The following is a 20216-nucleotide window of genomic DNA, read 5'->3' on the forward strand; positions in this document are numbered from 1 at the left end:
CGCCGCCGTGATTGCCGATGATCGTTTTTGTCGCCTGACGGATTGTCGATTGTTGGCTAAATCCCCAACGCACGCCGAATTGCTCGTCGAACTTGGCCTGCGTCCAGGTGTTCATTTGCCGCATCAGGCTGGTCGGCCCCTCCTTGACGACGCTGCGAATCTTGAGATTGAGCTTGCCGTCTCCGCCGATCTCGACGTTGTCGCCGAGGATCTTGATGTAAGCGCTGCCGCTGTGCAGGACGATGCCGTTGGCGGCATTGACAATGGCCTGACCGGCGGCACTGGTAATCTGCACATCCCGTTGACCGACCATTTCCAGATTGTCGCTTTGGGCCTGTATCTGTACCTTGCCTTGGGCGGCGAACAGTTTGATGCCCATCTTGTGGGCGAACATGGACATCCCTTGGCTGGCGGCTAACAAGAAACGCTTGCCGACGCTGATGCTGTGGTCGTCGCCGCTGTGCTGCATGATGTCTTGTCCAGCCGACAGATTGATATGGCTGGGCGTGGCGGCGGCAATGCCTTCCGGCGAGGACAGCAGCAGCACGGCTTGTTTGAGTTCGGCCACGCTGTTGGCGAGCCAGTCGTTGTGCTCGCGCAATGCGGCGACTTCGGCCTTGGCGACGGCGGCGGCTTGCGCGAGCCCTTGTGTGTGGGCTTGCAGTTGTTGCAGCAAGGTTTGCGCAGCTTGCATGTCCAGTTGCTGACCGTTGGCCTTGCTTTGCGCATCGGCGCTGATCAATACGCCCTTGCCGCCCCGGATGGCGCCATGACCATCGGTCCTCAGTTCAAAGCCTTGACCGCGCTCCTGACGCTGGCTGTCGACCAGATGCCCCAGGTTCAATTGACTCTTGCCATGCTCAGTAGCCAGCTTGATGTGCTCTTGCCCCTTCCAGTCTTCCATCCTGAGCTTGTTGTTGCTTTGCGTGCGAATGACGTTGCGGCTCAGCCAGCGGTTCTCGGTGGTGATGTGGTCGGGCTGGCGGCTGTTGTGGTGCAGGTGGGCGATGTAGGGTTTATTGGGATTGCCGTCCATGAAGGCAATCGCCGCTTCGGTGCCGTCGATGATGGGGAAGTGGAAGCCGGTTTCGTTGGCGCCGGCAAACGGTTTGGCAAGGCGCAACGGCACGCTCTCCTGGCCCGGATGCCATTCGTCGAAATCAAGATCGAAGCGCACCCGGTAATGACCGTGCTTCGTGATGTAGGCATGGGGATATTGGTTCGGCGAGGTGACTCTTGCCGACAGCGTGCCGGCGATCTTCGGCCAGTTGGCTTCGTCTAGGGGGATGCGGAAGCGCCGGTCGCTGGGGATGGCTGTGTAGCTGTTCCTGTAGGCAGCATCCCGTGCGCCGCTGTGGGTGACGCTGACGATGACCTGGCCATTGGGCGCATCGGGCAGGGACTGATCCATGCGCAGGATGCGCGCCGGACGCAGTTCGAGGATGTTGCTCTGGCCGGTGTAGGTGATTTGATGGGCGATGGCGGCTTCGTGGCGCAGTTGCGCTTCCCATTTGGCCTCTTTCTGATCCAGATGGTGGCTGCCGTAGACGTAGGGTTGTCCATAGGTGGTCTTGTCGGCGCGGGCGATGTTGGCTTCTTCCTTGAAACGCTCCCAGGCTGCGTTGGGATGATAATCGGCCACCAGATACGAAGCCGGCACGGTTTGCGATTGCGTTTGCAGGCTGAAGACGGTTTCCGTATTCGCTTCCAGTCCGGCGGTTTCGCGATACGGCACCTTGAGTTCGGGCAGATAAATGTAATGGTCGATATCGTCGCCGAAGACGATGATGTCGCCGAACTTGCCGGGGGTGAAGTAGCTATACAGGCCTTCCTGGCGCATGAGCAGATGGATGTAGTCCCAGTCGCTCATCTGGTATTGCAGGCGAAAAGCATGCAAAGAATAGGTTCTGCGGGTCTTGAAGAGGAACTGGTTGCCGTTGAAGTCGTGTCTGCGCAGGATGGCTTCGATGATCTGCGGTGCGGTCTTGTGTTGGAATACACGGCTGGCGTGGGTCAGGCGCAGACGCGCGACCAGCGGTTCGATGACGAATTCGTAGCTGTGGAAGTCGGCGGTCTGTTTGAGTTTGTTGAACCGGGTAATGCAACCGGCGAAGGTGCGGCCCTCGGGGGCATCGTTGGCGTAGCCGGTGAGCGCATCGATGACGGACGGCGTGATGGTGAAGCTGGCATCCTTGCCGAGGTAGTCGGCGCGATGCAGTTCCTGCGGATGGGTGAGTTGGATGGTGATGCGGTAGGGCTCGCCCAACTTCTCGACGGCTTCGAAGGAGACGACCGATAACTGTGCCGCAGAGGCGGTGCCGGGAACGATCACATGGTATTGCTGCTGACCGGCGAGGGTCTTGAGAAACGATGTCGCGAAGTGATTCGGGGTGGGCAGATCGGGCATGGCGATGCTCCTTGGAAAGGAATGGTGTTCGCCATGCTAGGGGGATTTGTTTTAAAGATGAATGGGCTGAATCGAGAAAAGAATTCTATTTTGTAAATATTTCAAAAAATGAAAATATGTCGATGACCTTCTTAGTAACAATACGATTGAATACCGAGTAAAAATTTGTATAGACCACCTGATAGAAAAGACTGAGTAAAAATACCAGTAAAATTTTTCTCTCGATTCTTTCAAGAAAATTATTCCGAACAGCAGCAGTCGTCCTGACGAAATTCAGGCCCCGCGGCGTCCGTCACACAGAACAAACGTTTGCCACGTAAAATGTCTGCTTTCCCCCCGTCGCCCCTCTTCAGGATCTCACTATGCATTGGCCCCTCTTCGCCCTCGCCGTCGCCGCCTTCGGCATCGGCACCACCGAATTCGTGATCATGGGTCTGCTGCCCGACGTCGCCCGCGACCTCGGCGTTTCCGCTCCGGCGGCCGGCATGCTGGTGTCGGGCTATGCGTTGGGCGTGGCCGCCGGCGCGCCGGTGCTGGCCATCCTCACCGCCAAGTGGCAGCGCAAGCGCGCGCTGGTCGGTCTGATGTGCCTGTTCATCCTCGGCAATGTGCTGTGCGCGATTGCGCCCAATTACAACTTCCTGATGGTGGCGCGCGTGGTCACGGCGTTTTGCCATGCGGCGTTCTTCGGCATCGGCGCCGTGGTGGCCGCCGAACTGGTGCCGCGCGAAAAACGCGCCCAGGCCGTGGCGCTGATGTTCACCGGCCTGACCGTCGCCAACATCCTCGGCGTGCCGTTCGGCACCGCGCTCGGCCATGCCGCCGGCTGGCGCTCGACCTTCGGCGTGATCACGCTGATCGGCCTGGCCGCCGTCATCATGCTATGGATCTGCCTGCCGAAAAAGATCGCCATGCAGGGCGGCAGCATCTTCAAGGAATTCCGCGCCATCATCCATCCGCAAGTCCAGCTCGCGCTGCTGACCAGCACGCTGGCGTCGGTCAGCATGTTCAGCGTGCTCACCTACATCGCCTACATCCTGCTCGACGTCACCGGCTTCACGGCCCATCAGGAAAGCTGGGTGCTGCTGCTGTTCGGCGCCGGCATCACGGTCGGCGGCCTGATCGGCGGCCGTCTGGCGGACTGGCGCCTGATGCCGGTGCTGTTCTCGATGTTCGTCTGCATCGCGCTGATCCTGGTGCAGTTCTCGTGGAGCAGCCATTACCAGTTGCCGACGCTGATCACCATGTTCGTCTGGGGCGCATTCTCGTTCGCCGTCGTGCCGGCTGCGCAGATCCGCGTGCTCGACAAGGCCAGGGAAGCACCGAATCTGGCATCCACGCTCAATCAGGGCGCCTTCAATGTCGGCAACGCGACGGGCGCATGGCTGGGCGGGATGGCGATTTCGGCGGGCTTGCCGCTGACGGATTTACCGTTGTTGGGGGCCGGCGTGTCGGTGCTCGGCTTCCTGACCGTGCTGACTTCCGCGATGCTGGATCGGCGGGCGGTGCGGATTGCGGCATAGTCCGGAACCGCTCCAGAGAGCTGAAACGCCTGTCAGCCTCTCGACGATTCATTCCATCCAATTCGCATTGGACGGGATGTCCTGCTTTGACCTACCTTGGCTCACTTGCTTATTTTCCAGTTCCCGCACGCGTGCAACTGAATCTCCGACGCGACGGCTGGCGAAATAAGCCAACGGCAGATAAACAATGAAATCAGGAAGGCGCAAGATTTTGTCGACTCAACATTAAAAAAGGAAATCTCTGAAGATCAACGAACAGCAAGTGCACGCGGCACAGGATTCAGTTCAGAAAACCTGAAGCTTTCGATACCTCAACGGATGCGTGAATTGCAAAGTGCAGTGGAAGGTACTGACGTCGCGGAGAAGACAGATACCCAGAAGTCAGACGGCCAGGAATTGGCCGTTCAGCATCATTCGTCAACGCCTTTTGGTCTTTTGGCAAAGCGACGGATGACGACAGAAGCCAAGAAAAAGGCCAAGGCAGATCAGCGCGCACATTGGGAAAAGGATTTTCATGCAGCCAGGACAGCGTTTCATCGTCAATTAATTGACAGATTCAACCAACGTAAAACGTTGAATGACGCCGCTCTTGCTGATTACAACAGCAAGCAATTCAATGTCCTTCAAAAGGACATTGCGGACACGCACCACAACTATCAAGAGCAACTTGATCATTTCGTCAAATTTATTCGTCCGGATTTGGAATCGCTTGAAATACATGTTCCCAGAGGAACATTGCGCGGTTTGCTCAGGACGAAAAGAAGAAAGCAACGAATTAACAAATGGGTCGATTTTTATTATGGGAAATACCTGATCGATTTAATGAAGGACGAGACGGTAACGACAGAAGAAATTCGTGGCATTCGCGACTCTTTCGAAGCTAGACTCGACGCGATTTCACAAAAAGAAGACGCCAATAAACAGGCCAATATCGATAGAGCCGTGCGATTGGCAACCACTGCGAAGGGAATTGCGAAATGATCCACAACACGGTGAATTGCCCGTCTGCGTTCAGCTCGCTTCCGCCATCGTTCAATGCGCTGAACAAATCACTGTTCTGGCGTCACGACTGTCGTGACCGTCGCGACGCATCGCACGTATGTGCAGTAACGGCGAAAAAAAGCCCCGCAACAATCGTTGCGAGGCTTTTCCATGCAGGCAAAGCGTGCAACTCAGGCGATGCGCTGCTCCGAGGATGGATCGAACAGTAAAGCCTTGGTCAGATCGAAGGCCAGTTTCAACGGCTGATTCGGCAATGCGCCGGCGCGCGGATGCGTACGGCAGGTCACCGGCGCTTCATTGAAGCGCGCCACCACGAGCGTGTCCGGGCCGGTTGGCTCGGTCAGCTCGACAATGCAGTTGACTTCGGTCGGACGATAGCCGCCGACGTTCACCTGATCGCCGCTGCTGTTGCGCGCGCTCATGGCGTCGGTGACATGTTCCGGACGGATGCCGAGCACGATGTCGCGGCCGACCCATTTCGAGACCGCGTCGGCATTGCCGTTACCGTTGACGAGCGGCAAGCTCAGCAGCGTTTTCTGGCCGTTGTGGTCCAGCTCGAATGCCGGTACCGCGCCGTCGGTGGTCAGCTTGCCGCGCAGGAAGTTCATCGACGGCGAGCCGATGAAACCGGCCACGAACAGGTTGCTGGGTTGGTCGTAAATCTCTTGCGGACTGCCAAACTGCTGCACCACGCCATCCTTCATGACGGCGATGCGGTCGCCCAATGTCATCGCTTCGATCTGGTCGTGCGTGACATAGACGATGGTGCTGCCCAGGCGCTGGTGCATGCGCTTGATTTCGGCACGCATTTCCACGCGCAGTTTGGCGTCGAGATTGGACAGCGGTTCATCGAACAGGAACAGCGAGGGATCGCGCGCGATCGCGCGGCCCATCGCCACGCGCTGGCGCTGGCCGCCGGACAGCAGGGCCGGCTTGCGATCCAGCAGATGGGTGATTTGCAGGATGTTGGCGACGCGCTCGACGATCTCGTTCTGCTCGGCCTTGGGCACCTTGCGGATGCCCAGGCCGAAGGAGATGTTCTCGCGCACGGTCATGGTCGGGTACAGCGCATAGGATTGGAACACCATGGCGATGTCGCGTTCTTTCGGCGCGATGTTGTTGACTACGCGGTCGCCGATCATGATCTCGCCTTCTGAAACGCTTTCCAGTCCGGCGATCATGTTGAGCAGGGTCGACTTGCCGCAGCCGGAACCGCCGACCAGGATCAGGAACTGGCCGTCTTCGATTTCCAGGTCGATGCCTTTGAGGACTTCATTGCCGTTCGGGTAAACCTTGCGTACGTTGCGAATTGATAAGCTTGCCATTGTCTTACATCTCCATGAATTCTTTTCTGTTCAGTTAAGCCCAACTGTATAACTGTCGTCCTGACGAAAGTCAGGACCCAGCGTCGTATCGACCGCCTTCACGACACTGGGTCCCAGCGTTCGCCGGGACGACGGCCAGGAACTGAGGATTAACTGCTTAACCTTTGACTGCGCCAGCCGTCAGGCCACGCACAAAATATTTACCAGCGAGGATATACACCAGCAGCGTCGGCAGCGCGGCGATGATCGCCGCCGCCATATTGACGTTGTACTCTGTCACGCCGGTCGATGTGTTGACCAGGTTGTTCAGCGCCACCGTCACCGGTTTGGCGTCGGAACCGCCGAATACCACGCCGAACAGGAAGTCGTTCCAGATCTGCGTGAACTGCCAGATGAAGCACACCATGAAAATCGGCAGCGACAACGGGAAGATGATCTTGCGGTAGGTCAGGAAAAATCCGGCGCCGTCGATGCGCGCCGCCTTGACCAGTTCTTCCGGGACGGTGACGTAGTAGTTGCGGAAGAACAGCGTGGTGAAGGCGATGCCGTAGACGATGTGCACGAACACCAGGCCGGTGGTGGTGTTGGCCAGGTCGAAGATGCCCAGCAGACGCGCCATTGGCAGGATCACGACCTGGAACGGGATGAAGCAGCCGACCATCAGTCCGGCGAACAGCGCTTCCGAACCGCGGAAACGCCAGTGCGCCAGCACATAGCCGTTGAGCGAACCGATCAGCGTGGAGATCAGCACGGCCGGGATGGTCATCTTCAGCGAGTTCCAGAAATACGGCGCCAGGCCGCCGCAGTCGACGCCGGTGCAGGCGCTGTCCCAGGCTTTACCCCAGGCTGCTGCGGTCGGCGAGATCGGCGGCGCCAGCAGGTTGCTGGTGCGGATCTCGTCGAGCGACTTCAGTGAAGTGGTGATCATTACATACAGAGGCGCGAGGTAATACAGCGCCACCAGCACCAGCAGCACATAGATCAGCACGCGGCCGACGGTCAGCGGCTTGCGCTCCTGATTCGGCCCGCCCTTGGGGGCAAAAGTATCAACGGCCATTGCTGGTTCCTTTCGTTTCCAGATACATCAAAGGCACCAGCACAGCCAGCACGGTGGCCAACATCATCACGGCGGAAGCGGCGCCCAGACCGAGCTGGCCGCGCGTGAAGGAGAACTGATACATGAAGATCGCCGGCAAATCCGACGAGGTGCCGGGACCGCCCGCCGTCAGCGCCATCACCAGGTCGAAGCTCTTGATGGCGATGTGGCCGAGCACCAGCATCACGCTGAAGAACACCGGGCGCAGCGCGGGAATGACGATGCGGCGATAAATGGTCGGCAGGCTGGCGCCATCGACCATCGCCGCCTTGATGATGGCGTCGTCGATGCCGCGCAACCCGGCCAGGAACAGCGCCATCACGAAGCCGGACGATTGCCACACGCCGGCGATGACGACGGTGTAGATCGCCATGTCGGAATTGACCAGCCAGTCGAACGTGAAGTTGGCGAAGCCCCAGTCGTGCATCAGTTTTTCCAGGCCGAGGCCGGGATTGAGAATCCACTTCCAGGCGGCGCCGGTGACGATGAACGAGAGCGCCATCGGATAGAGGTAGACGGCGCGCAAGGCGCCTTCGGCGCGGATCTTCTGATCCAGCAGGATTGCCATGAACAGGCCGATGACCAGGCACAGCACGATGAACAGGCCGCCGAAGATGCCGAGGTTGGCGGCGGCCGTCCACCAGCGGTCAAGGCCGAACAGGGCCTGGTACTGGTTGAAGCCGGAGAATTCATAATTGGGCATCAGGCGCGAATTGGTCAGCGACAAATACGCGGTGAGGCCGATGAAGCCGTACACAAAAACCAGCGACAAAATAATAGTCGGCGATAAGACCAGGCGCGGCAGCCAGTTGTCGGCCAGCGCGGCGAATTTCCCGCTGCGTCGACGCGGTGCGGATGCTGCGCGCGAACCCGTCGGCGTGAGGGAAAGAATACGATCGGACATGCATGTCTCCTGAACCAGGGGTGGCATTGCGACGGGACTGCCGGGATGATGTCGCAATGCGGCTGCGCCATGCTGCGGCGCCGCCCCCACAAGTGACCTTCCCGCAGACGCGCCGGAGCGCGCGGCGGAACGGGTCGTTGATTACACTTCTTTTACGCTTTTTGTTATTGCGTCTTGGCTGCTTTTGCCAGCGCCTGCACCGCGGCTTGCGAAGTCATGTTGGAATTCATGAACTTGGCAATCACGTCGAAGATGGCGCCCTGGGCCGCCGAGCTGACCGCCATGCCGTGCGCCATGCTCGGCTCCAGTGTATTGGCTTTGCTGGATGCGGCAAAGTCGTCCATCGATTTGGTCGCGCAACTGTCGAACTTGGTGCGCGGCACATCAGGGCGAACCGGGATGGAACCCTTGTTCAGGTTGAACACTTCCTGGAATTCCGGGCTCATGATCGCGGTCGCCAGGGTCAACTGGGCTTTTTGCGTATCAGAATTCTTGACCTTGAACATGGCGATCGAGTCGATGTTGAAGGTGTAGGACTTGTCGGTGCCCGGCGCTGCTACGCACAGATAGTCCTTGCCTGCCTGTTTGCCGGCGGTGGTGAATTCACCCTTGGCCCAGTCGCCCATGAACTGCATGCCTGCCTTGCCGTTGATGACCATGGCGGTTGCCAGGTTCCAGTCGCGGCCTGCGGCGTCCTTGTCGATGTAGGTCTTGATCTTGCCCAGCGTGTCGAAAGTCTTGACCATGTTGGCGCTGGTCAGCGCGGTCTGATCCAGTTTCACCAGCGCCTTCTGGTAGAAGTCGGCACCGCCGACGCCCAGCGCGACGGTTTCAAACATCGTCGTGTCCTGCCATGGCTGGCCGCCATGCGCAACGGCGATGAAGCCGGCCTTCTTGATCTTTTCCGCAGCGTCGAAGAATTCATCCCAGTTGGTCGGGGTCTTGGCGCCGGCTTTCTTCAGTACGTCCGGGTTGATCCACAGCCAGTTGACGCGATGCACGTTGACCGGCGCGGCGACGTAGTGGCCCTGGTATTTCATGACGCTGGACACCGACTTCGGCAGCAGCGAATCCCACTTGCCGGCGGTCGCGGCGGCGTCGATATTCGCCAGGACGCCTTCCTGGCCCCACTCCTGGATCGCCGGTCCCTTGATCTGCGCTGCCGCTGGCGGGCTGCCGGCGATGACGCGCGCCTTCAGGGCGGTAGTAGCGTTTTCACCTGCGCCGCCGGCAACCGCGAAATCTTTCCAGGTCACGCCCTTGGCTTCCATGATTTTTTTCAGCTCGGCAACCGATTTCGCTTCGCCGCCGGAGGTCCAGTAGTGCAGCACTTCCACTTCCGCGGCATACGCTACGGTGGAAGCTGCAATCAGACTGGTGGCGATCAGACTTTTTTTAATGGCGTGCTTCAACATCATTTTTATCTCCTGTGTTTTAAAAATTTGCCGTCGGCTTGCACCGCGGCAAGGTCGTCGTTCCCGGGGGAGAGAACTTGCTGTGGGTACGGCGGTGCTTTCAGAGCACTCTTTTCTACATCATTTTAGTAAAACTACAAAAACTGCCTTAATAAATTTAATTATTAGGGCGAACTCCCGTCGCTCGCTTGTAATTGTAGTAATGCTACAGTAACATTGCAATATAAGTTTTGTTTAATTACATAGAAATTACATGCAATTCATTCAAGAAGAAGCGACCCCGTTCAATTTCGTCCTGTTTGGAGCAACAGGCGACCTGGCGATGCGCAAGATCATTCCTGCGCTGTTTTCCGCGCATCTTGACGGCAAACTGCACCAGGCCGGCCGCATCATCTGCGTTGCCAAACAGGACTTGAATCAGGCCGCTTATCTTGACTGGGTTCGCACGCAGGCCGGCGCCCATGTCAGCGAAGGCATCGCCGGTCAGAATGCGAACAAATGGCAGGGGTTTCTCGATCGCATCAGTTATGTCGCGCTCGATGCGACCCGCCCCGCCGACTACGCCTTGCTCGGTGAACAACTGAATATCCAGGCCGTCACGGTTTTTTACCTGGCTACCTCGCCCAAGCTGTTCGAGCCGATCTGCAACCATCTGGCCGCCAGCGGCATTGCGTTGGACAACGCCCGCGTGGTGCTGGAAAAGCCGCTCGGCCACGACCTGCAATCCTCGCGCGCGATCAACGACGCCGTCGCGCGCGTGTTCGCCGAAGACCAGATCTACCGCATCGACCATTACCTCGGCAAGGAGTCGGTACAGAACTTGCTGGCGTTACGATTTGCCAACAGCCTGTTCGAGCCGCTGTGGCGGCGCGACTCGATCGAGCATGTGCAGTTGACGATTGCCGAGCAGCTCGGCGTGGAGGGCCGCGGCGAGTTCTATGACGGCACCGGCGCGCTGCGCGACATGGTGCAGAACCATTTGCTGCAACTGTTGTGCATGGTGGCGATGGAACCTCCGACCTCGCTTGATGCCAATGCCATACGGGATGAAAAAGTGCGCGTGCTGCGCGCATTGAAACCGTTCAGCCGCGAAGACCTGGAAACCCGGGGGGTGCGCGGCCAGTACGCAGCCGGTGCGGTGCGCGGCCAGCCGGTGGCCGGTTATCACCAGGAGGCCGGCATCCCGGCGCAGTCGACGACCGAGAGCTTCGTTGCACTGCATGCGGAAATCAACAATTGGCGCTGGGCCGGCGTGCCGTTTTTCCTGCGCACCGGCAAGCGCCTGGCAGAGCGCACTGCGGAGATCGTGATCACTTTCCGTCCGATCCCGCACGCGATCCTGCCCATGCCCGGTGGCGTGGAAAGCCGCAATCGCCTGGTAATCCGCCTGCAACCGGAAGAATCGATACAACTGCATTGCTTCGCCAAGCAGCCCGGCGACAGCATGACGATACAGCCGGTGGCGCTGGACCTGGCCTTCGACCAGGCCTTCAAGCAAAAGCGAGCCGATGCTTATGAACGCCTGCTGCTGGACGTCATTCGCGGCAATCTGTCGCTGTTTGTGCGGCGCGATGAACAGGAAGCCGCGTGGCGCTGGGTTGAACCTTTACTGCATCACTGGCAGACCACCGCGGCGCTGCCGAAATCTTACCTGGCAGGAAGTTGGGGACCCAGTGCATCGTCGGCGATGATGTCGCGCGCCGGCGCGCACTGGCCAGAAGACCGGTGATTGGAACGCATTTTCACGGATATTGATGAAATGAATTCTGAAAACGGATTTGCGCAAAGCGAGCTAATATACGCCCACAAAAAATAAAAGCACGCCTCCGAACCGCCTCACCGATAACGCATAACAGTTTTTTTTCGGAAAGTTTTACTACATGTCTTCAGCATCGCTCATACATGGCAGTTACAACCCGTCGAACATCTTCATGGATGGCCCGCGTCTGTTGGCTGACATCGGCGGCACCAACGCGCGCTTCGCGCTGGAACGCGCACCGGGACAAATAGACACGATCCAGACGCTGCGCTGCGCCGATTACGCCGAGTTTTCGCAGGCGGTCAAAGCCTACCTGGAAACCAACGACCATCCCGCGATCCACCATGCGGCGATCGCCATCGCCAATCCGGTGCAGGGCGACCAGATCAAGATGACCAATCATCACTGGGAATTCTCGATCGAGGAAACGCGCCGCCTGCTTGGCCTCGACACGCTGCTGGTGGTCAATGACTTCACCGCGCTGTCGATGGCATTGCCACACCTGGAACAATCCCATTGCGTGCAGATCGGCGGCGGTCATGCGCTCAAGGGCGGCGTGATCGGCCTGGTCGGCGCCGGCACCGGCCTCGGCGTGGGCGGCCTGATCCCGAGCGAAGGACGCTGGATCGCCCTGGGCAGCGAAGGCGGCCACGTCTCCTTCTCGCCGGCCGACGAAAAGGAAGCCGCCATCCTGCAATATTGCTGGCGCACCTATAAGCACGTCTCGGCCGAACGCCTGATTTCCGGCCCCGGCCTGGAGGCGATCTATAAGGCCTTGTGCGAGATCAATCATGTCGGGAACCCGGAAGAACTGGCGGCGCCCCAAATCGTCGACCGCGCGCTGAACCGGCAGGATCCGCTCTGCATGGAAGTAGTCGACTGCTTCTGCGGCATGCTCGGCACGCTGGCCTCCAATGTCGCAGTCACACTCGGCACGCTGGGCGGCATCTACATCGGCGGCGGCGTGGTGCCGCACCTGGGCGACTACTTCGCGCGTTCGTCGTTTCGCGCACGCTTTGAAAGCAAGGGGCGTTTCGACGCCTACATGCAAAAGATCCCGACCTACGTCATCACCGCGCCCTACCCGGCTTTCGTCGGCGTCGCCGCGATCCTGGCGGAACGCCTCGGCGGCGGCAACGCCGTGCCTTTCCTGGAACGCATCCGCAAGGCGCGCTCGCAGTTCTCGCCGGCCGAAGAACGCGTGGCCGGCCTGATCCTGGCGCACCCGCGCGCCGTCATGAGCGAACCGATTTCGGAAATCGCCCGCCGCGCCAACGTCAGCCAGCCGACCGTGATCCGCTTCTGCCGCACCATGGGCTGCCAGGGCCTGGCCGACTTCAAGCTCAAGCTCGCCTCGGGCGTGACCGGCACCGTGCCGGTGGCGCACAGCCAGGTGCACGTCGGCGACTCGTCGCTGGACGTCGGCGTCAAAGTGGTCGACAACACCATCGCTGCCATGATGGAAGTACGCGACAGCCTCAATTCGGACACGCTGAGCAAAGTCATCGAAGTACTGAGCCATGCCACGCGCGTGGAATTCTACGGCTTCGGCAGTTGCGGCCTGGTGGCCGAAGATGCGCAGCAGAAGTTCTTCCGTCTCGGCATACCGTCGACCGCCTATACCGATCCGCAATTGCAGGAAGTGTCTGCCTCGCTGCTGAAGAACACCGACGTCGCCGTGATCATCTCCAACTCGGGCCGCCTGCGCCATCTGGCGACCACGGTCGAGGTCGCGGTCAATTCCGGCGCCACCATCATCGCGCTGGCGCCGAGCAATTCGCAACTGGCCAAGCGCGCCGACTTCACGCTGGCGGTCGAGCATGATGAAGGCAGCATGATGCACATCCCGATGGTCTCGCGCATCCTGATGCTGCTGCTGGTCGACGTGCTGGCGGTAGGGGTCTCGCTGAACCGCTCCAGTCCGTTCGCCGAATTGCAGCGCCAGGCCAAGCGCGGCATCCTGGCGCATATCGCCTCCACGCACGACGTCATCGGCGACAAGGTCGCCGCAGCCGACGAACGCAGCGCCGACAAGCGCGGCGACGACGGCAACAAGCCCAACCTGATCTCGCATACGAAATAAGCGCTACCGTTTTCATGGCGGAGACAAGGAAGGCCGACGGCTGACATGAGCCTTCCGCACCACAAGATGACCGGCAAGGCCTGTATGGCTTGCCGGTTTTTCTTCACCCTCGGCAGCGGCCCGACGACAGCATGGCCGCGCAGACAATAAAAAAGCCCGCTCAACGTCGAACGGGCCAAGAGGGGGAGTTCCTCAGGATGTCACTACACCTACAACTACTCTGCGTTACGTGTGCCGCCCGACTAAAGTACAGCACGTTTGCTTGCAGATCCTCGCAGGATGACCTTGCCGCGACTATTTACGACAACGTCATGCCTGCGTGGAGGGTGCCGGAATCGCGGGACTCCGGACTTGTCTTACATCAGAACGAGTGGCTGATACCGAGGTACAGCGCATTCATATTCTGACCGACGGCGCCGCCGGAATCGCCATACTCAACCGAAAAGTCCGAAGTCGAGCTGTTGCGAACGGTGCCGACGGTTGCGTACAATAATGTGCGCTTGGACAGGTTGTAGTTGCCGCCGATAACGAACAAATTGGCACTACCCAGGCCACCATTGACGTTGACGTGATAGGCCGCACCGATCAGCGTCAGAGCCGGGGTGATCTGGTAGTTGGCGCCCAACCAGTAATGGTTGGCGCGGTCAGGCGTACCGGCGACTGCGGCCGGAGCGCGCAGGTTTTCGTAGCCGGCGAACAGCTTGAGCTTGTCGATCGTCACCGTGCCGCCCAGCGTCAGTTCCTTGGACGATTGGAACAGCGTGGAGAATTGGCCATTGGCGTCGCGCTGCACATCATAGATTGCGCGCAGTTCATAAGTCGGCTGCACATAAGCCAGAGAAATACCGTCGCGGCTGCCTGTCGCGCCAACGCTGCCGGTAGGGCCCTTCGTGAACGAACCGGCTTGCTCGCCGAAACCGTGCATGGCCAAGGCGGTAAAGCCGCCGAAGCTAGGTGTTTCATAGCTGACCATATTGTTGGTTTGCGGCCAGTTGCGTTCCTTGACCAGGGTCGCGGTGCTCAATGCTTGCTGACCGGTTGGATCGAGCGCCCAGATCGGATCGCTTTGGATCGCCAGGTCCTTACCCATCTTCAGCGTACCGCCGGAACCGGTCAGTCCTACCCAAGAACGACGCGTCCACAAACCAGTACCGCCATTGACGCTGCCTGTAGAAGCGTCAAAGCCGCTTTCCAGGGTAAAAATCGCCTTCAGGCCGCCGCCCAGATCTTCAGTGCCCTTGACACCGAACATGCTGGTGCCCCATTCGTTGCCGTCGACGCTCCATTTGCCGCCACGGGTGCCATTGGCATTGGTGAAGTTGCTCTGGTAGTTGATACCGGCATCGATCCGGCCGTAGATGGTGACGCTGGTTTGAGCCTGAGCGCTTGCACATGCGCAGGCCATGACGGCCGCAATAGCGAGCGGCTTCGCAATGAATGCGACTTTTGATGCTTTTTTCATTTCATCTCCTAAATTTGCTTGTGGAACTTCCACTATTTTTCGAGCATTGCACCCGAATTCTTTTTTATTGGCATTGTTTCTGTACATCCATGTGACGGCTGTACGTCTTTTTGCCTCTCTACATTTTATGTAGTTTTACTAAAAATTTTATTTAATTCTACACATTAAAAATTTTATTTCCATTATTTTTTTACCGTAACTACACAGATTTCATAGATTTATTGAGAATTACAACAGTTATCTCCCATAACGACAAATAATATGTGTACTAATGTTACAAGTAGCTTTGCTACTTATACTCAGTTTTAAAACTACATTTCCGGGTGAAAAGTGTTCCGACTTGAATCAAGTATTGCCCGGAAGAAAAATTACTGAATCACCGAGGAATGCGATACCCCCAGGCAATCCCGAAGGCAACCCGACCTGTTTGTGTAAAGACGATGGAAAAACAAAGGCTTAGCAAGAACTGCCAAGCCTTCTGAATGGGTATAGGGACGATGCTGCGCGTCCGTCCGACGAGGCAGCGCTTTCTTTATCGGACCGGTGCGAACAGTTTGCCGAAATCGATTTCCACCGGCTGCGCCGGCTCGGCCAGCAAACCCAGCGCGTATTCACCCAGATGATGCTCCATCAGGCGCGCGGCCAGCGCGGGCTGGCTTTGCTCGATGGCGTCCAGGATGGCAATGTGCTCGTCGGCCGAGCAACTGTTGCGCTTGGGTGTTTCGTACAGGCCGATCAGCAACGAAGTGCGCGCAATCAGCGTGCGCAAGTAGGATGTGACGATGTCGTTCCGATTGACTTCCGCCAGCTTGATATGGAATTCGCCGGACAGGCGGATCCAGTCGCGCCAGTTGCCGTCTTCGCGCAGCGCATGTTCCTTCTTGATCATTTCGCGCAGCTCGGCAAAGGCTTTGCTCTTGTTGCCGGGCTTGGCGGCGAGCCCCTTGACCGAACCGACTTCCAGGATCACGCGCGCCTCGAAGACTTCGCGCGCCTCATTGATATCGTGCAACGCGATGATGGCGCCGCGATTAGGCTGCAGTTCAATCACACGCTCATGCGCCAGCTTCACGAACACGCGCCGCAAGGTGCCGCGCGTGACGCCGAAAGCTTCGCACAGCGGCGCCTCCACCAGGCGCGTACCCGGCGGCAGCTTGTGATCGAGGATGGCGTCGATGATCGACATATATATACGGGCGTCGACAGCGTCGTTGGTCAAGTCCTTGTTCTTGAGCTTTTCCGCCCTCGCCTCACTCATCCCGCCTCCGGAAAAAGGACAGGCAAGCATCGTATTGTGCTCAATCTCTGCATAAATCGTGAAAACTTCCTGAAAGATATCTGACGTAAGGCCACAGTATAAGTGGTAAGCAGCCGCTCTGCACGGCAGGCGGATGAGGATGAAACACATGTACGCGGCCTTACGGAGCACTTTCCACTCCGACGGGCGCACATTCTGATTGCGCATGCCTCCCGATTATTGTGCACAATCCTTATTTAAAGGTGCACAACATTGCTCTACACCGGTGTCCTGCAAGCTTCGCATCCATCCAGACCGCATTCCAGCCATTCTACAAAGCCTCTGTCGGCGGGCTTTTCAAGCCTATCCACTGGCGCCCCGATCTCCCCTGGCACACTTCTCGCTTATCGACAACCTCAAGATTGTGCACAATCTGGATTTGAATTGTAGTCACCGACGCTCGTTTCATCGCGCCGGCCTCGCAGCAAGCAAGACATGCAGTGCAGGTAATCCTCATGACAGAAGCTGGTCCGGCAGGGAACGGGTGCCGGGCCGACACGATAACCATATCAGGAAGGACAACATGAACACATTCAGAAAACTCGGCGCGGCGACCCTGCTGCTGGGCGCCAGCGGCGTCGCGTGCGCCCAATCGAGCGTGACGATCTCGGGCGTCATCGACACCGGCTTCGGCTACACCACCAACGTCGGCACCGGCACCCAAAGCAAGGTTGGCATGCTCAACAGCATACTCGGCGTCTCCAACGTCGGTTTCCGCGGCAAGGAAGATCTTGGCGGCGGACTGGCGGCGGTCTTCAATCTGCAAGCCGGCTTCAATCCGACCAACGGAGCGCAATCGGCCAGCGGCCAGTTGTTCTCTCGCAATTCTCTGGTCGGCCTGGAAAGCGCATCGGGTTCTTTGACCGTCGGCAAACAATGGAATTTCAACGATGACTGGCTGGTCGGCAGCGTATTCAAGGGCGGTTACAACTCGGGCGCGATTTTCAAGTTTTCCGAATTCGACGCCGTCAGCGAAATCTACAACAACACCATCAAATACGTCTCGCCGGAATTCGGCGGCTTCCAGGCCGGCGCCATGTACGGCTTCGGCGAAGCCGCCGGCAGCCTGCGCACCGGCCAGGTCTACAACATCGGCGTGAAATACAGCCAGGGTCCGCTATTCCTCGGCATCACCTACGACCACGAGCAGGACGGCACCGCGAGCGTGGCCAGCAACGGCAGCGTACTCAAGCTGACCACGCTGGGCGGCAGCTACAGCATCAACGCGCTCAAGCTGCGTCTCGGCGCCGCCTACAGCGATGTCTCCGGCCCCGGCGTGTTCCAGTCGATACCTTCGTTGCCGACCAGCCGCAAGGCGTATGCCGTCGAAGCCGGCGTCGACTATGCCTTCACACCCGCCTTCACCGGTTCGGCCGATGCGATCTATCGCAAGAACACCACGCTGTCGAACGACACCAAGGTCTATCGCCTGCTCGGCATTTACAGCCTGTCCAAGCGCACCAGCCTGATCGCCAACCTGGCCTACCTGAGCAACGGCGACGGCGCCACGGAATCGCTGATCAGCACCAACTCGACAGCCATCGGCGGCGGCTACGCCAACCAGCACCAGACCGCGCTGGCGCTCGGCATCCGCCACACCTTCTGATGCAGCATCGGTCCTTTGAATCCGCTTTTCTGTTTTCACCTTTCCAAACGGGAGTAAAGATGAACAAACGCATGTCCCTGAAAACCCTGGTCGCACTGCCGCTGGCCATGTTCGCCGCGGCACCACTGGCCCACGCCGCCGACAATGTCCTGAAGATCGGCGTCAACGGCGTCATGTCGGGCGCCGCAGCATCGTGGGGCCTGGTCAACAAATACTGTGCCGAGACCACCGCCGAGATGTACAACGCCAAGGGCGGCGTCGATATCGGCGGCAAGAAGTACAAGATCGAAATCGTCGCGCTCGACGACAAGAACGATCCGAAGATCTCGATTTCCAACGCCGAAAAACTCGCCAGCGACGGCATCAAGTACATCATCGGCCCGAACATCGACACCACCGCGATCGCGGTAAAGCCGGTGATGGAACGCGCCAAGGCGATCAACTTCCCCTACGCCTTCTCCAAGGAGTTGTACACCGCGCCGGCCAATTCCTCGGTACTCGGCATGGTCGCTTCCTACCAGGTCGGTCCGGTGGTCTACAAATACCTGATGGACAAGAAGGGCGTGAAGAGCATTTCCTTCGTCGCGCGCAACGAATCCGACGCCAAGAACCAGCAGGAAGAGGGCGTGGCCGCTGCCAAGAGCCTGGGGCTGAAGGTGCTGGCCGACAAGGAAAGCTACGAACCGGGCACCACCGACTTCATGCCGATCATGTCCAAACTCGTGCGCGCCAAACCTGACGCCATCGTATTGTCTGGCGTGGCGCCGTCGGATGCGCCGCTGCTGATCAAGGCCGCGCGCGACCTCGGCTTCAAAGGCCAGCTATCGACCGAAACGGGGCAGGACGCCAAGATCCTTGAGCAGGTCGCCGGCGAAAAAGCCAACGGCTTCCTCTCGGTCGGCGGCGCGTCGACGCCGGCCATCCAGTCGGATTACATGAAGCAGTTCGTCGAGGTTTACAAGAAGCGCGTCGGCGAGTGGAATGACGAAGCCGGCACCAAGGCATATGCACTGGAGCTGATCCTGGCCGTGCTGCAAAAAAATCCGAAGGCATTGACCGATGTCGAGCAATTCCGCAAGGAGATGCCGTCATTCAAGATGCCGAATCCATTCGTGAAAGAAAAGACCACGCTGCAATTCGTCGGCAAGAAAGACTTCGGCCGCCAGTCGCAGGTGGGCGTGCCGCTGGTCGTCAATGCCTATAAGGGCGGCGGCTTTGAAGCGGTGTATGTGGGACAGGTAGCGAATTGATGCCGCACCGGGCGTTGTTGTACCCCGCCGAGCGCCATCCCTGCGCAAGGCGGATTCAGTAGTAGAAGCAGGCAGTAACAAGCAGCAAATGCAGTCGCTGTAGAAATAGTCTGTCTCACCCATTGCCCGCACCGGCTTCCCTTCCGGTGCGGGCAATACCCTGACTCCATGCATGCAACAACAGAGGATTCATCAACCGCCATGCTGCAAATCATCATCAACGGACTCATACTCGGCTCGGCCTATGCGCTCATCGCGCTGGGACTGACCATGGTCTTCAGCATCATGCGCGTCGTCAACTTCGCGCATGGCCAGATGTACATGCTGGGCGGCTTCGTCATGTACTACCTGTATGGACAATTTGGCTTTCCGTTCTGGCTGGCGCTGCTGCTTGCGGGCGTAACGCTGGGGCTGATCGGCATGGCCTTCAACCGCTACCTTTTCCAGCCCGTGCTGGCGACATCCAAGCGCGAAGAAAGCAGCATGCTGATGGCGGTCGGCACCGCCCTGCTGCTGGAGAACGTTGCACTATCGTTATTCGGCGAAAAACAGCGCGGCGTGCCGACGCTGATTGACGGCGTGCTGATCCTCAACGACGGCGACGCTTACCTCCCTTACTCCAACCTGGCCGTGGCGGCGCTGTCGATCAGCTTCATCCTCGCGCTGCTGCTGTTCGTTCAGTTCACCAAACCCGGCCGCGCGCTGCGCGCCGTCGCGCAAGACAAGGAAGCTGCGCTGCTGCAAGGCGTCAACGTGAAGTTCATCACCACGATGGGCTTCGCCATCGGCGCGGCGCTGGCCGGCATCGCGGGCGGCCTGCTGGTGACGCTGTACGGCGTCAACGCCGGCGTCGGCACCAACATCTCGACCAAGGCTTTCATCATGATCATGATCGGCGGCGCCGGCGTGACCTCGGGCGCGATCGTCGGCGGCTTCGTGCTCGGCATGGCCGAAGCGGTAGGCTACGACATGCTGCCGAGCAGCATGACTTACCTGCTGATCTTCGTCGCCATGATCGTATTCCTGATCTTCAAGCCGAACGGCCTGTTCGGCAAACCCTGGGGCTGACCATGACCGCATCCATTAC

Annotated in this window: 14 protein-coding genes; 7 read left to right on the top strand and 7 right to left on the bottom strand. The window is 58.8% G+C overall.

The window, feature by feature from the left end; genetic code table 11:
* The coding region (locus tag RV1423_RS18930; protein WP_051516780.1) for a type VI secretion system Vgr family protein at positions 1-2407 on the bottom strand (2407 nt) is incomplete at its 3' end.
* Positions 2408-2769: 362 nt separating this feature from the next.
* On the opposite strand from RV1423_RS18930, the gene RV1423_RS18935 reads away from it, so the two are divergent.
* Entirely contained in the window at positions 2770-3930 is a 1161-nt protein-coding gene (locus tag RV1423_RS18935) for an MFS transporter (protein ID WP_034299994.1), read from the top strand.
* A gap of 318 nt (positions 3931-4248) precedes the next feature.
* The gene (locus RV1423_RS18940; protein ID WP_034299995.1) at positions 4249-4911 is read left to right on the top strand and encodes a hypothetical protein; all 663 of its coding nucleotides are present in this window, start codon (positions 4249-4251) and stop codon (positions 4909-4911) included.
* 191 nt (positions 4912-5102) lie between these two features.
* Here RV1423_RS18940 and RV1423_RS18945 read toward each other — a convergent pair whose 3' ends face one another.
* The 4 genes from RV1423_RS18945 to RV1423_RS18960 form a co-directional block, all read right to left on the bottom strand.
* Positions 5103-6257 carry an ABC transporter ATP-binding protein gene (locus tag RV1423_RS18945; protein ID WP_034299997.1) on the bottom strand — a complete coding sequence of 385 codons (1155 nt, stop codon included), beginning with the start codon at positions 6255-6257 and terminating at the stop codon, positions 5103-5105.
* A 157-nt stretch (positions 6258-6414) separates the two neighbouring features.
* Entirely contained in the window at positions 6415-7314 is a 900-nt protein-coding gene (locus RV1423_RS18950; RefSeq protein ID WP_051516781.1) for a carbohydrate ABC transporter permease, read from the bottom strand.
* Positions 7304-8257 (bottom strand): carbohydrate ABC transporter permease, encoded by a 954-nt coding sequence (locus tag RV1423_RS18955; protein WP_034299999.1) that lies wholly within the window; start codon positions 8255-8257, stop codon positions 7304-7306. Before RV1423_RS18955 ends, RV1423_RS18950 begins: the two co-directional genes overlap by 11 nt.
* Positions 8258-8421: 164 nt before the next feature.
* Positions 8422-9675, bottom strand: coding sequence for an ABC transporter substrate-binding protein (locus RV1423_RS18960; protein WP_034300001.1), 1254 nt, complete (start codon positions 9673-9675; stop codon positions 8422-8424).
* A 250-nt stretch (positions 9676-9925) separates the two neighbouring features.
* Here RV1423_RS18960 and zwf point away from each other — a divergent pair, with 250 nt between their 5' ends.
* Together zwf and RV1423_RS18970 are read left to right on the top strand one after the other, a co-directional pair.
* The gene (zwf, locus tag RV1423_RS18965; protein ID WP_034300004.1) at positions 9926-11401 is read left to right on the top strand and encodes a glucose-6-phosphate dehydrogenase; all 1476 of its coding nucleotides are present in this window, start codon (positions 9926-9928) and stop codon (positions 11399-11401) included.
* A 151-nt stretch (positions 11402-11552) separates the two neighbouring features.
* Positions 11553-13514, top strand: coding sequence for a glucokinase (locus tag RV1423_RS18970; protein WP_051516782.1), 1962 nt, complete (start codon positions 11553-11555; stop codon positions 13512-13514).
* A gap of 361 nt (positions 13515-13875) precedes the next feature.
* Here RV1423_RS18970 and RV1423_RS18975 read toward each other — a convergent pair whose 3' ends face one another.
* Both RV1423_RS18975 and RV1423_RS18980 read right to left on the bottom strand, forming a co-directional pair.
* Positions 13876-14976, bottom strand: a complete 1101-nt coding sequence (locus RV1423_RS18975; protein WP_034300005.1) for a porin — start codon at positions 14974-14976, stop codon at positions 13876-13878.
* A 532-nt stretch (positions 14977-15508) separates the two neighbouring features.
* On the bottom strand, positions 15509-16234 hold the full coding sequence (locus tag RV1423_RS18980) for a GntR family transcriptional regulator (RefSeq protein WP_034300007.1): 726 nt from the start codon (positions 16232-16234) through the stop codon (positions 15509-15511).
* A gap of 562 nt (positions 16235-16796) precedes the next feature.
* Between RV1423_RS18980 and RV1423_RS18985 the strand changes: the two genes are divergently transcribed.
* The 3 genes from RV1423_RS18985 (at position 16797) to RV1423_RS18995 (ending at position 20197) form a co-directional block, all read left to right on the top strand.
* The gene (locus RV1423_RS18985) at positions 16797-17879 is read left to right on the top strand and encodes a porin (protein WP_034300009.1); all 1083 of its coding nucleotides are present in this window, start codon (positions 16797-16799) and stop codon (positions 17877-17879) included.
* A 59-nt stretch (positions 17880-17938) separates the two neighbouring features.
* Positions 17939-19129 (top strand): ABC transporter substrate-binding protein, encoded by a 1191-nt coding sequence (locus RV1423_RS18990; protein ID WP_034300011.1) that lies wholly within the window; start codon positions 17939-17941, stop codon positions 19127-19129.
* A gap of 201 nt (positions 19130-19330) precedes the next feature.
* Entirely contained in the window at positions 19331-20197 is an 867-nt protein-coding gene (locus RV1423_RS18995; protein WP_034300013.1) for a branched-chain amino acid ABC transporter permease, read from the top strand.
* Positions 20198-20216 lie beyond the last annotated feature (19 nt).

It is taken from the genome of Herbaspirillum sp. RV1423, from assembly GCF_000577615.1.
GTDB lineage: Bacteria > Pseudomonadota > Gammaproteobacteria > Burkholderiales > Burkholderiaceae_D > Herbaspirillum.

Coding starts and splice junctions, on each gene's coding strand:
- RV1423_RS18935 (WP_034299994.1), top strand. CDS start 2,770: ATGCATTGGCCCCTCTTCGCCCTCGCCGTCGCCGCCTTCGGCATCGGC.
- RV1423_RS18940 (WP_034299995.1), top strand. CDS start 4,249: ATGCGTGAATTGCAAAGTGCAGTGGAAGGTACTGACGTCGCGGAGAAG.
- RV1423_RS18945 (WP_034299997.1), bottom strand. CDS start 6,257: ATGGCAAGCTTATCAATTCGCAACGTACGCAAGGTTTACCCGAACGGC.
- RV1423_RS18950 (WP_051516781.1), bottom strand. CDS start 7,314: ATGGCCGTTGATACTTTTGCCCCCAAGGGCGGGCCGAATCAGGAGCGC.
- RV1423_RS18955 (WP_034299999.1), bottom strand. CDS start 8,257: ATGTCCGATCGTATTCTTTCCCTCACGCCGACGGGTTCGCGCGCAGCA.
- RV1423_RS18960 (WP_034300001.1), bottom strand. CDS start 9,675: ATGATGTTGAAGCACGCCATTAAAAAAAGTCTGATCGCCACCAGTCTG.
- zwf (WP_034300004.1), top strand. CDS start 9,926: ATGCAATTCATTCAAGAAGAAGCGACCCCGTTCAATTTCGTCCTGTTT.
- RV1423_RS18970 (WP_051516782.1), top strand. CDS start 11,553: ATGTCTTCAGCATCGCTCATACATGGCAGTTACAACCCGTCGAACATC.
- RV1423_RS18975 (WP_034300005.1), bottom strand. CDS start 14,976: ATGAAAAAAGCATCAAAAGTCGCATTCATTGCGAAGCCGCTCGCTATT.
- RV1423_RS18980 (WP_034300007.1), bottom strand. CDS start 16,234: ATGAGTGAGGCGAGGGCGGAAAAGCTCAAGAACAAGGACTTGACCAAC.
- RV1423_RS18985 (WP_034300009.1), top strand. CDS start 16,797: ATGAACACATTCAGAAAACTCGGCGCGGCGACCCTGCTGCTGGGCGCC.
- RV1423_RS18990 (WP_034300011.1), top strand. CDS start 17,939: ATGAACAAACGCATGTCCCTGAAAACCCTGGTCGCACTGCCGCTGGCC.
- RV1423_RS18995 (WP_034300013.1), top strand. CDS start 19,331: ATGCTGCAAATCATCATCAACGGACTCATACTCGGCTCGGCCTATGCG.